The organism is Gemella cuniculi DSM 15828 (genome assembly GCF_000425665.1).
In the GTDB taxonomy this organism is placed as follows: Bacteria; Bacillota; Bacilli; order Staphylococcales; family Gemellaceae; genus Gemella; species Gemella cuniculi.
In genome coordinates this window covers 34864-47510 of the sequence record NZ_AUDW01000008.1, presented here as the reverse complement: position 1 = coordinate 47510, position 12647 = coordinate 34864, and the positions used below count along the sequence as shown (strand labels likewise).

14 protein-coding genes are annotated in these 12647 nt (G+C 29.7%); 12 read left to right on the top strand and 2 right to left on the bottom strand.

Translation table 11 applies throughout. The annotated features are described in order from the left end of the window. Positions 1–117 precede the first annotated feature (117 nt). From murA to H612_RS0101380, 11 genes are all read left to right on the top strand, one after another. The gene (murA, locus tag H612_RS0101430; RefSeq protein ID WP_027129838.1) at positions 118–1386 is read left to right on the top strand and encodes a UDP-N-acetylglucosamine 1-carboxyvinyltransferase; all 1269 of its coding nucleotides are present in this window, start codon (positions 118–120) and stop codon (positions 1384–1386) included. A gap of 9 nt (positions 1387–1395) precedes the next feature. After that, the gene (locus H612_RS09675; RefSeq protein ID WP_084167225.1) at positions 1396–1563 is read left to right on the top strand and encodes a DNA-directed RNA polymerase subunit beta; all 168 of its coding nucleotides are present in this window, start codon (positions 1396–1398) and stop codon (positions 1561–1563) included. A 12-nt stretch (positions 1564–1575) separates the two neighbouring features. Continuing rightward, positions 1576–2556, top strand: a complete 981-nt coding sequence (pta, locus tag H612_RS0101420; protein WP_027129837.1) for a phosphate acetyltransferase — start codon at positions 1576–1578, stop codon at positions 2554–2556. A 217-nt stretch (positions 2557–2773) separates the two neighbouring features. Beyond that, complete coding sequence (locus H612_RS0101415) at positions 2774–3421, top strand: O-methyltransferase (RefSeq protein ID WP_027129836.1); 648 nt, start codon at positions 2774–2776, stop codon at positions 3419–3421. 83 nt (positions 3422–3504) lie between these two features. Further along, a complete protein-coding gene (locus H612_RS0101410; RefSeq protein ID WP_027129835.1) occupies positions 3505–4431 on the top strand; it encodes a peptidase U32 family protein in 927 nt (308 codons plus the stop codon). Between the two features lie 54 nt (positions 4432–4485). Then, positions 4486–5757 (top strand): peptidase U32 family protein, encoded by a 1272-nt coding sequence (locus H612_RS0101405; protein ID WP_027129834.1) that lies wholly within the window; start codon positions 4486–4488, stop codon positions 5755–5757. Continuing rightward, entirely contained in the window at positions 5757–6383 is a 627-nt protein-coding gene (udk, locus tag H612_RS0101400) for a uridine kinase (RefSeq protein ID WP_027129833.1), read from the top strand. Before H612_RS0101405 ends, udk begins: the two co-directional genes overlap by 1 nt. 47 nt (positions 6384–6430) lie before the next feature. Then, complete coding sequence (greA, locus tag H612_RS0101395; protein ID WP_027129832.1) at positions 6431–6919, top strand: transcription elongation factor GreA; 489 nt, start codon at positions 6431–6433, stop codon at positions 6917–6919. 5 nt (positions 6920–6924) lie between these two features. Further along, positions 6925–7608, top strand: coding sequence for a 5'-methylthioadenosine/adenosylhomocysteine nucleosidase (locus H612_RS0101390; protein ID WP_027129831.1), 684 nt, complete (start codon positions 6925–6927; stop codon positions 7606–7608). 433 nt (positions 7609–8041) lie between these two features. Beyond that, positions 8042–9016: a lysylphosphatidylglycerol synthase domain-containing protein gene (locus tag H612_RS0101385; RefSeq protein WP_027129830.1), complete on the top strand. Its 975-nt coding sequence runs from the start codon at positions 8042–8044 to the stop codon at positions 9014–9016. Then, positions 9006–9605 (top strand): glycerol-3-phosphate acyltransferase, encoded by a 600-nt coding sequence (locus H612_RS0101380; protein WP_027129829.1) that lies wholly within the window; start codon positions 9006–9008, stop codon positions 9603–9605. The genes H612_RS0101385 and H612_RS0101380 overlap by 11 nt, the downstream gene beginning before the upstream one ends. 492 nt (positions 9606–10097) lie before the next feature. Here the strand turns inward: H612_RS0101380 and H612_RS0101370 are convergent, their stop codons facing one another. Both H612_RS0101370 and H612_RS0101365 read right to left on the bottom strand, forming a co-directional pair. Continuing rightward, positions 10098–10484 (bottom strand): hypothetical protein, encoded by a 387-nt coding sequence (locus tag H612_RS0101370; RefSeq protein ID WP_027129827.1) that lies wholly within the window; start codon positions 10482–10484, stop codon positions 10098–10100. 17 nt (positions 10485–10501) lie between these two features. Then, entirely contained in the window at positions 10502–10882 is a 381-nt protein-coding gene (locus H612_RS0101365; RefSeq protein ID WP_027129826.1) for a hypothetical protein, read from the bottom strand. A gap of 244 nt (positions 10883–11126) precedes the next feature. Here H612_RS0101365 and H612_RS0101360 point away from each other — a divergent pair, with 244 nt between their 5' ends. Beyond that, positions 11127–12569: a PTS mannitol transporter subunit IIBC gene (locus H612_RS0101360; protein WP_027129825.1), complete on the top strand. Its 1443-nt coding sequence runs from the start codon at positions 11127–11129 to the stop codon at positions 12567–12569. The last annotated feature ends 78 nt before the right edge of the window (positions 12570–12647 follow it).

Below are 12647 nucleotides of genomic sequence, written 5' to 3'. Positions count from 1 at the left end.
AAAATATACTTTTAGCACAGATATATACAAAAACAAAAATTCAAACTTTATTTATTGTTTGATTTGTGGTAGTATAGTAACTGTATGAATGTTGAATAAAGATATGGAGGAATAAACTTGGAAAAAATAGTGGTTAAAGGAGGAACTCCTTTAATAGGTGAAGTACAAGTATCTGGTGCCAAAAATGCAGCGTTGCCGATAGTGGCAGCGGGATTATTAGCAACAGAAGGTACTAGTAAATTTTATAATGTTCCTAAACTCTCGGATATTAAAACAATTAGTTTATTATTTGAATCGTTAGGAGTTAAGGTGGATTATAACCCTGAAGAAAATACTCTTGAAATTGATGCGAGAAAACCATTAATAACAGAAGCATCGTTCGAGTTTGTTAGTAAAATGAGAGCATCTTTTCTTGTTTTAGGGCCGATGCTAGCACGCGAAAAATCAGCGAAGGTTGCCATGCCAGGAGGATGTTCAATAGGGAGTAGACCAATTGATCAGCATTTGAAAGGTTTTGAATCGTTAGGAGCTAAAATTATTCAAGATGCTGGTTTTGTTGAGGCAAAAGCTGAAGGTGATTTGGTTGGGACAACAATCTTCTTTGATTTTCCGAGCGTAGGAGCAACTCAGAATGTTATTATGGCCAGTTGTTTAGCTAAAGGAAAAACAATAATAGTGAATGCAGCACAAGAGCCTGAAATAGAAGATATGATTAACTTCTTAACAAAAATGGGAGCGAAAATATCAGGGAAGGGAACTTCTGTTTTAGAAATAGAAGGTGTAGAAAAACTTATAGGTGCTGAGTATACGATTATGTCAGATCGTGTTGAAGCTGCAACCTATATGATAGCTGCAGCAGTTACTAAAGGTAATGTTCTAATAAAAGGTGCACCATATAAAGACAATGTTGCATTAGTAAGCAAAATGAGGGAAATGGGTGTAAATATTGAAATTTATGAGGATTCAATGAGAGTCAGTAATAACTTAGATGTTTTAAAACCAATTGATGTAAAAACTCTCCCACATCCAGGTTTCTTAACAGACATGCAATCAATAGTAAGTGTTTTAACTTTATTAGGAAATGGAACAAGTACGATAACCGAAACTGTTTTTGAAAATAGATTTATGCACGTAGAAGAACTTAGAAGAATGAATGCAAAAATAAGAATAGAGGGAAGAAGCGCACTGATAGAAGGTCCTGCACATCTAGAGGGAACTACAGTAAGAGCGACTGATCTTCGTTCAGGAGCAGCACTTATTATTGCTGGATTAATTGCTAAGGGAACTACAAAAATTATTGATATTTATCATATTGATAGAGGTTATGTTGATATAGAAGAAAAAATGAGAAAATTAGGTGCAGATATCAAGAGAATAGATGAGTAGGTACTCAGTATGAAAATAGAAAATAGATTTTTGAGATATTTGAGAAACATAGTATTAATAATTCTTGTATTTTATATTGGAACTATTTTAGGCTATGTAATTTTAGGTAAGGGTAGCATCATAGATGCTTTAAGTTTAAAGTCAATAAAACATATTAAAGATATTATATACAATTAGGAGGATATGGAGATGACAAATAATTTATTTGTGGAACTTCAAGAAAAATTAGAAGGGAAAAAAATTCGTATAGTATTGCCAGAAGCATACGATGAACGTATTTTAGAAGCTGCGGTAAAACTTAGTGCTACAAGTTATGTGCAACCAGTTCTTATCGGAAAAAGAGAAGAAGTTGAAAAGTTAGCACAACCGCTATTTTTAAATGTTTCAGGGATAGAATTTATCGATCATGAGAATTACGAGAAATATGATGAGATGCTGGCTAAGTTTTTGGAAAGACGTGCAGGAAAAGTATCAGAAGAAAAAGCTCGTGAACTTTTAAAAGATGTTAACTATTTTGGGACTATGCTGGTTTATATGGGAGAAGTGGCAGGTTTAGTATCTGGGGCTATTCATTCAACAGGAGATACGGTTCGTCCTGCACTTCAAATTATTAAAACTAAACCAGGAGTAAGTAGAACGAGTGGTGCATTTATTATGTCACGCAATGCTTCAAGATTTATTTTTGCAGATTGTGCAATTAATACTTCTTTAGATGCACAAGGTTTAGCAGAAATTGCTGTGGAGAGTGCAAAAACAGCAAAAAGCTTCAATATTAATCCTAAAGTTGCGATGTTAAGTTTTTCAACAATGGGATCAGCAGTAACAGATGAAACTAAGAAAGTAGCAGAAGCTACAAGACTTGTTCGTGAAAAAGCTCCAACACTTCCAGTAGGTGGTGAATTACAATTTGATGCTGCTTTTGTACCACCAGTTGCGAGATTAAAAGCTCCAAATTCAGAAATTCAAGGGGATGCAACGGTGTTCGTTTTCCCAAGTTTAGAAGCAGGAAATATTGGATACAAAATTGCTCAACGTTTGGGCGGATTTGAAGCAGTAGGTCCAATTTTACAAGGATTAAATGCTCCAGTTAATGATTTATCTCGTGGTTGTTCATCAGGAGATGTACTAAAATTAGCTTTAATTACAGCAGTTCAGGCTATTTCAGAATAATAAAAAATGTGATTAAGTAATGAAAGAACAGTATGTATTTGAAAATACTTATTGTTCTTTTATTTTTGATATATATTTTTTATATGCATATTTAAAATTATAAATAAAAATTATATTGGGAAAATTTTTGAATAAATTTGCATAGTATAGTCTTTATAATTGCATTTACAAAGCATTTTATGATATTATAATATGATGTATAAATATGGAGGAGAATATGGTTGCGATAGAATCAAAAGATGATCTTTATGTAATAGATTTATTAGAAAACTTTGACGAATTTTATATAGAACTAGAAAAATATGCTGAGGAAAATAAAGTTCCTATTATTGATAAAATTGGAATTAGATTTTTAATTCAAATTTTAAAAATAAAGAAAGCAAAAAACGTACTTGAAATAGGAACTGCAATAGGATATACTTCCATAAAATTAGCAGAAAGTATAGGTTGCTCAGTTACGACTATAGAGCGAGATGATGTGATGTATAATGAAGCAAAAAAAAATATTGAGAAAAGAGATCTTTCTGATAGAATTACTTTGCTTCATGCAGACGCATTAAATCTACAAGATGAGGTTATTGTCAATGCACCTTATGATATTGTTTTTATTGATGGTGCTAAAAGTCAAAGTAGAAAATTTTTTGAATTATATGAGCCATATTTTGCTAAAGATGTAGTTGTTATTACAGATAATGTTTTGTTTAAAGGGATGGTAGCAGATCCAAGTATTATAAAACATAGCAGGGATTTGAAACAACTCTCTAGAAAAATAAATAACTATAATACTTGGTTATTAAATCATGAAAATTATGATAGTGTGATATTGCCATTTGGTGATGGTATAACTATAACAACAAGAAAGTAAATTATTTGTTTAAGAGAATGGATAAATTAAAAATTAGTTTTATATTGAAATAATTTTTTACTTTTAATGAAAGGAAAAATAAAATGACAGTAGAATTGGTAGTTACTCCAAAGAGCATTGAACATATATATGAATTGATAAATGTAGGTGCGGACAGTTTTATAATTGGAGAAGAGAAGTATGGCTTAAGACTTGCAGGTGAATTTAAGCGTGATGAATTAAAAAAAGCCATTGAAATTATTCATCAAGCGGGAAAAAAAGCATATGTTAGTGTGAACGCAATTTTCCATAATGAGCATATAGATGATTTAACAGAGTACTTGCACTATTTATCTAATTTAGAAGTAGATGCCTTAATATTTGGGGAACCAACGATTATAACTATATTGAAAGAAGAAAATCTTGAGTTTAAACTTCAGTGGGATCCACATACTTTAGCGACTAATTCTTTTTCATGTAATTATTGGGGGAAACGTGGTGCAGTAAGGACGTGTCTATCAAAAGAATTAACTATTGAAGAAATTTTGGAGATTACCAAAGAAAGTGAATATGAAATAGAAGTTCAGATTCAGGGGATGCTTTGTATGTTCCAATCTGTGAGGAAATTGGTCGATAATTATTTTATGTACAGTAAAAAAGAAAATTATATAGAAGAATATAGTAATTCAAAAAAATTATTTTTATACAGTCAAGATAGAGATGAAAGATATCCAATTTTTGAAGATTCGAATGGTACGCATATAATGAGTGCAAATGATATTTGTGCTATAGAAGAATTAGATAGACTTATTGAAGCAGGAGTTAGTGCATTTAAAATAGAAGGGGTTTTAAAATCAGAAGAGTATATTACAGAGGTAGTAACTATATATCGTGATGCAATTGATCTTTATTATGAAGATAAAGAAGCATATGAAGATGAAAAACAAGATTTTTACAACGATATAGAGAGAATAAAACCAAAATATAGAGAAGTTGATTTAGGATTTTTCTATAAAAAAACTATGTATTAATTAATTTAAAAATATGTGAGGAGGGTAGGTCATACTTGAATATGACTTAACTTTATGGCAATAGGAAATATATCAGAAATAAGAGATGGTAAGAGAGTTATAATAAAAAAACCAGAACTACTCCTACCAGCAGGTAATTTAGAAAAGTTGAAAATAGCTGTTCATTATGGTGCAGATGCCATATTTTTAGGTGGGCAGGAATTTGGGCTTCGTAGTAATGCGGATAACTTTACGATAGAAGAGATAAGAGAAGGTTGTGAGTTTGCTAAAAAATATGGAGCGGACATTTATGTAACTACGAATATAATTATGCATAATGAAAATTTTGAAGGACTTGATGAGTATCTTGTGGCGCTTCAAGATGCAGGAATTCGTGGGATAATTGTTGCGGATCCATATATTATAGAAAGAGCAAAAATAGTCGCACCAAATATTGAGATTCATATTAGTACACAACAATCCATTTCTAATTATAAAGAAGTGCAGTATTGGGAAGATGAGGGTGTCCATCGTGTCGTTCTTGCTAGAGAAACTGGGTATGAAGAGATAAAAGAAATCCGTGAAAAGACAGATGTTGAGATTGAAATGTTTGTTCATGGTGCAATGTGTATAGCTTATTCAGGAAGATGTACATTAAGCAACTACATGACTGCCCGTGATAGTAACCGTGGAGGATGTTGCCAATCATGTCGTTGGAACTATGATTTGTATGAAGAAACTTCAAAAGATGACATAAAACTTTTTGATGAAGGAGCTAATCCTTATGCGATGAGTCCGAAAGATTTAACGCTTATTGAAGCTGTTCCAGAAATTATAGAACTTGGAATAGATTCACTAAAAGTAGAAGGACGTATGAAATCAATTCACTACGTAGCCACTGTTGCTAGCGTCTATAGAAAATTGATAGACGATTATTGTGCAGATCCAGATAATTTTGTGATGAGTCCAGAGTATAAATTAGAACTTTATAAATGTGCAAATCGTGATACAGCTATGTCATTCTTTTATGAAATCCCACAATTTACTGAACAAATGTTTGGAAATGAAGGTAGCAAAAAAACTAACTATGATTTTGTAGGTCAAGTTCTTCATTATGATGATAAAACAGGAATAGCAACTATTCAACAACGTAATTTTTTCAAAACAGGACAAGAGGTAGAATTTTTTGGTCCAGAGATTGATACTTTTAGACAAGTTATTGGAGAAATTTATGACGAAGATGGTGAATTGCTTGATGCTGCAAGACATCCGTTACAGATTATTAGAACTAAATTAGATAGTAGAGTATTTAAAAGTAATATGATGAGAAAGGAAATGGGGAGATAATGACTGCAAAAAAACCTAAAATTATTGGTATAGTTGGTGGTAGCGGTAGTGGGAAAACTACTGTAACAAAAAGAATTATAGACGAATTAACTATTGATAAAGTAGCATTGATAGAACAAGATTATTATTACAAAGATCAAAGCCATATGACAATGGATGAGAGAGTAAAAACAAACTATGATCATCCCAATGCTTTTGATAATGAGTTATTATATAATCAATTATTAGAATTAATTGATGGGAAAGCAGTGGAATTACCAGTTTATGATTATGTAAATCATACCCGTAGTACTGAAAAAAAACATCAAGAACCAAAGGATGTAATTATAATTGAAGGAATGTTTGGTCTTTATTCGGAAAAACTACGAGAATTAATGGATATTAAAATTTTTGTTGATACTCCAAGTGATCTTAGGATATTACGAAGACTTTTACGTGATATTAATGAAAGAGGAAGAACTGTTGAATCAGTTATCAACCAGTATTTAATATCTGTAAGGCCTATGCATGAAAAATATATTAAGCCAACTAAACAATATGCTGATATAATAGTACCAGATGGTGGATATAACGATATTGCTATAGATATTTTAATAACAAAAATTAAATCACTACTAGCAAAATAATAAAAAAAAGATATAATAGAAAGAAGATTAAAAAAAGGAGTATCACTATGGCTTTAGAAGAAAAATTAGAATATCAAATGACCCAAGAAGGTTATGATAAACTTGTAGAAGAATTAGAACATTATAAAAAAGTAAAACGTCCAGAAGTAATCGAAAAAATTAAAGTTGCTCGTAGTTTTGGAGATCTTTCTGAGAACTCTGAGTATGATGCAGCAAAAGATGAACAAGGATTTATTGAACAAAGAATTCTTGAGATGGAACAAATGATACGTTATGCTGTTATTGTAGAATTAGATGAGAAATCTAGTGCAATACGTTTAGGAAATACAGTAACTTATCAAGAATTACCAGATGGAGCAACAGAAACTTATAAGATAGTGGGTAGTGCAGAAGCAGATCCATTTGAATTTAAGATTTCAAACGAATCTCCAGTAGCACAAGCATTACTAGGAAAAGAAATTGGAGATGTTGCTAAGGTTTCATTGCCAACTGGACCTGAGGATTCTATGGATATCAAAATTTTAGCGGTAGAATAATTATTATGATAGCTTTAATAGGTGCGATGCCAGAAGAAGTGGCGATCATAAAAGAAAGAATAATAAATCTTGAAGAAAAAAAAATAGCACATGTTACCTTTTACGAAGGAATCTATGAAAACAAAAATATAGTTTTAATGCTTAGTCTTCCAGGGAAAGTCAATGCTGCTATTGCAACAACGTTATTATTAGATAACTATAATATTGATTATGTAATTAATATTGGTACTTGTGGTGCATTACAAGGAAATATGGAAATTGGAGATATGATTGTAGCAACTGAGGTAAGACATTTTGATGTTGATGCAACTGAGTTTGGATATGAGATTGGGCAGGTACCTCAAATGCCTGCTTACTACAAAAGTGATGAAATGTTGCAAAAGTTAGCAGGAGAAATTAATCTACCTAATCATAAAATTCATTTTGGATTAGTAGGAACATCAGATTCATTTATTTCAAATAAAGAATTAAAGAGAAATATCCTAGCTGACTTTCCTACTATGCAAGTGGTAGAGATGGAAGCGGCAGCCATAGCACAAACCTGTTATCAGTTTGGTACTAAATTTATAGTATGTCGAAGTATTAGTGATAAAGCAGAAGAAGGAAACAGGATTACTTTTGATGAGTTTTTAAAAATTGCCGCACAAAATTCTTCAATATTAACAACAGAGTTAATAAAAAAATTATAAGGAAATGTTCAAAGTAGTTAATTATTCAGCAAAAAATATAAGTTATAGTTTTTTGCTGAATTTTTTTAATTTAACTTAGTAAAAGGTAAAAATATTTTATTAATAAAGTATTATTTATTTTTTAAAAAAAGAAAATGCAATAAATTTATATAAATTTAGAAATATTTTAAAAAATAATATATAATTTATGAAAATAAAAACGAAAAAATTTTGTTTTAAATTTTTAAAACTTTTTTTTAATTTTGATTAAAATGTAGAGATATTATTATATTTATTCATAATTTTATATAAAAAATAGTGTATAATTGAAATATGATGTAAGTCTTTACCATTATTATTAGATAATAAATATTTTATTTTTATTAATATTGTTGAAAAAAATATTATAAAATGTTATCATAGTGTAGATAAATATTATATAAGGAAAAGAAGTATGAATATTACAAAAGACAAAAAGTCTCTTAATTATTTGAAAAATATTGCACAAATGGTTTTAGGATTGTTAATATTTTATTTGATTTTTTCCTATTTCAAGAAAGAAATTACTAGTTTGGATTTTAAACAAATAAGACACTTAACATTACAATTAGGTAATGTTAAATTTTTCTTCGTATTATTATGCGGTTTGTTTGGAATAACAATTTTATGTTTATACGATTATTTTGTATTGAAAGCTATTAATTTAGCTAAACATATGTCTTCGTTTCGCATTTTTAAAATTAGTTTTATGACCAACACACTTAACATGGTATTGGGATTCGGTGGTTTCATTGGAGCGGGGCTTAGGTATTACATGTATAGACCTTATGCAAAAAGTGGAAAAACTTTAGTAACAGCAATAGGTATGATTTTAGTTTCTATGTTATCTGGAATAAGTTTGTTATCCATTTTCGTTATTTTTAATGTTTTTCCAGGTCAAGCATTATATTCAGAAAATAAAATATTTTATTATTGTTTAATATTGATGTCTGTATTTTTGCCATTGTATTTATTTGTTAGTTTGAAAAAACCAAAAATACGTGGAGATAAATATTTAAGTGTAAAACTTACTATTATTTCTTTTTTAGAGTGGGTATTTGCTGCTATTATTATATTAATTATTCTTTACTTCTATACAGGTGATTTAGTTTATAATAAAGAGCTTCAAATTGTAGGAGTGATTATAATAGCATCGATTATAGGATTATTAACGATGGTTCCAGGGGGGCTTGGGACATTTGATACTTTAGTTTTAATAGGACTCAAAAATCTTGGGATTAATCCAGAAATAATAGGGGCAACAATAATAATATATAGATTAGCATATTATGTGATACCTTTTTCTATAGGTTGCTTAATGTTTGTGTCTGAAGGAATTAGAATAATAAGGGATAAATTTACAAAGAGAGGAGAAAAGTATGATAACTAATATTATTTATTGTATTGTTGCTTATTTTTTAGGAAATATTATGGGTGGCAAACTATTAGAAATGATATATAAGGAAGAATTCACTAATAAAGGCTCGGGAAATGTTGGAGCAAGAAATGCTGGTCGTGTATTAGGTGCTAGATCTTTTATTTTCGTCTTAGCTGTAGATTTTTTCAAAGGATTTTTAGTAGTTATTTTGCTGAAAATATTAAATGTTGATTCAAAGATTATTTATATTGCAATACTTCTTGTTTTACTTGGTCATATTAAGCCAGTAGTGTTTCGTTTTAAGGGCGGAAAGGGTGTTGCAACATTCTTTGGAAGTATAGCAGCTTTATCACTTAATTTATTTTTAGTGTTAGTACTGTGTACCTTGGTAATAGCGATTATAGTTAAGAGTTTGACAATAGGTTTTTATTCTAGTTTACCGCTTATTATTTATTTAAATTATATGGAAAATCCATCGGTTATAATTTTAGGATTATTTATTTTAATAGTGATACTTTTGAGTGTAGTAGCTGTTTCAGATATAGAAGGTGCATTTGATAAGTATTTTAATACAAAAGAAAAAAAGAAGTCAGTTCGTTAGAGAGCTGATTTCTTTTTTTATTGTTGTTTATTTTTAGTTTCTTTATTATTTTTTTCTAACGGGAGCAGAGCTGATTCTTCTAAGTTGACGGATTTTCAGTTCCCTTTTTGCGTGGATTATAAAATAAACGATAGTTAGTAGTAAAATTACAGCAAAAATATATGGATAATAATCAATATAAGGGGTGAACTTAATTGATATATATATATATATAATATCACAAACAATGTAAGTGTAGAAAAACATTGTATGAAAACCTCTACTTTTAATGGCTTTAATATAGCTGTTGTTCTAAATTCTAATTTTTCTTTTTGATAGATGTAATTTGTAATTCCTACAATTCCATAAAATAATAGAGCTAAGAAGTAGAAAATAGAATTTTTTGTATATAAAAATAATGATAACAATATCACAAATAAAATATAGCTTCCAATAAAATAAACAGTATTTTTCATTAAAATTCTCCAGATTAATATTTATTTTATAACTTGCCTAACTTTCAATTTCTTTAATTTTTCTACGTCCAAGATATAAAATAATAAGATACAAAATAAAGAATATTAGTGGTAACGTAGAAAATAATATTTTTAACTCTGTTGTTGTCTCTCCGTTATTAGAATAATAAATATTTCCAGCATGACTTATTCCTATTGAAAAGTATCCTAACGTAAGAGTCACAGCTTCTGCTAGTAGATAATTATGCATTTTTTTATCTACCATTTTTTTCCTACTATAATAGGTAGGAATAGAAGATAAAGATAGTATAGCAAAAGTAATAATTACAAGAATATAATTTTGGGTAATAAAAGCTAATGCTACTAAACATATGATTACAATTAAAGATATAATCAATAAATTTTTTTTAGTTCCTTTTTTCATAAACCTACTTCCTCCAGTTAATTTTTTATCCCCCACTTTGAAAGTATAAGGATAATAAGCTGAATTATACTATCTAATATTCCTATACAAGGCAATAAAGTAACTAAAATATTAGATAAGTTAAATTCAAAATTAAACATTATCTCTAAAAGTAGCACTATAGCTGAAAATAAGGCTATGATCCTTAGCAATAATCTTGAATTTAAAAGACAAATCATCAAAAAATTATCGGTTTTTAATTTAGACTTTTCTACATTATGGAAATAAATAAGTACAAAAAGTAATGGAAATACTGAACAAATTACACCAAAAATAAATTTAAAGTGTCCAGAAATTGCTAAGAGTAATAAACTAAGTAAAACAGTAATAGTAACTTTTAATTTTTTTTCATCGTTCATAAAACTCTCTCCCTTTGAAATTATTCCCAATTACATTGTATAACATAATTTTTAAAAAAGATAGTAATAATATATTGTATAAGCATTAATTTTATAGGTTTAATAAATTATGAAGGCGAATTTGACAAAATATATTTCAATTTGGCAAAATTTGTTCTGCCTTTTTTGATATTGTTTGAAGTTACGTATAAATGTATAATGAATTCATAAGATAAAAGAAAAAATAAAAGGAGATTTTAGTGTTATGAGTGAGAATAAAAATGGATTAAAAGTCTTAGTTCAAAAAATGGGAACTGCTCTTTCAGGTATGGTTATGCCGAACATAGGAGCATTTATTGCATGGGGGCTTATTACTGCTTTCTTTATTGAAACTGGCTGGACTCCGAATGCTGAACTTGCGAAGTTAGTAAATCCGATGGTATTTTTCTTATTACCGCTTCTTATTGCATATTCTGCAGGAAAAAATATTTATGAAGAACGTGGTGGAGTTATAGCTACTATTGCAACTATGGGTGTTATAGTTGGAACAGTTACTATTGATGGGAAAGGTCTTAGTGGGACACCAATGTTTTTAGGGGCAATGGTGATGGGACCTATTGCTGCATACTTGATGAAAAGATTTGATAAAGTTGTTCAACCAAAAATTAAAACAGGACTTGAAATGCTTGTTAACAACTTTTCATTAGGAATTCTAGGATTTATACTTTCAATTATTGGATATTATGGAATTGGGCCAGTTATTAAGGCGATAACTTCTATTTTAAGTAGTGGTGTAGACATTATTATTAATGCCCACTTATTGCCACTTGCGAATATTTTTATAGAACCAGCGAAAATTTTATTTTTAAACAACGCAATTAATCATGGAATTTTAACTCCAATTGCAACCGAACAAGCACTTAATACAGGAAAATCAGTTTTATATTTATTAGAAGCTAACCCAGGAGTAGGTCTTGGTATTTTACTAGCATACACATTCTTTGGTAAAGGTTCAGCTAAAGCCTCTGCACCAGGTGCAATGATAATTCATTTTATAGGTGGTATTCATGAAATTTATTTTCCATATATTTTAATGAAACCTTCATTAATTATTGCAGCTATGGCTGGAGGTGTTAGTGGAACAGCAACATTCCAATTACTAGATGCAGGACTTCGTGCACCAGCTTCTCCAGGAAGTATTGTAGCAGTATTGGCACAAGCAGCATCAGGAAGTTATTTTGCAGTTGTTGCTGGGGTTGTAGTTTCTACCTTGGTAACATTTGTTATTGCAAGTATTATTCTTCGTCGTGATAAAGGAGAAGGTGATTTAGCAGCTGCTCAAAGTAAAGTAAGTGGTATGAAAGCTGAATCAAAAGGAGTAGGAGTACAAGCGATTGAACCAAATTCTGAAAGTGAAACTGCATATGCAGATGTTAAAAAAATAATTTTTGCTTGTGATGCTGGAATGGGAAGTTCGGCAATGGGGGCATCGATTCTTAGAAACAAAGTGAAAAAAGCAGGTCTGGCTTATGAAGTTACCAATGTAGCAATCAGAAACTTAACAAACGAAAGTGGATTGCTAATTGTAACTCAAAACGAATTGACACCACGAGCGAAACAAATGAACGCAAAAGCACTTCATATTTCAGTGGACAATTTCTTGAATAGTCCAAAATATGATGAAATCGTTGAAAATTTGCAAAAATAGATTAAAAGCTATATAATAATTTGTAAAGACAGCGGTAATGATTATGACTTCATCTTAAAAGTAATGTACATTACTAAG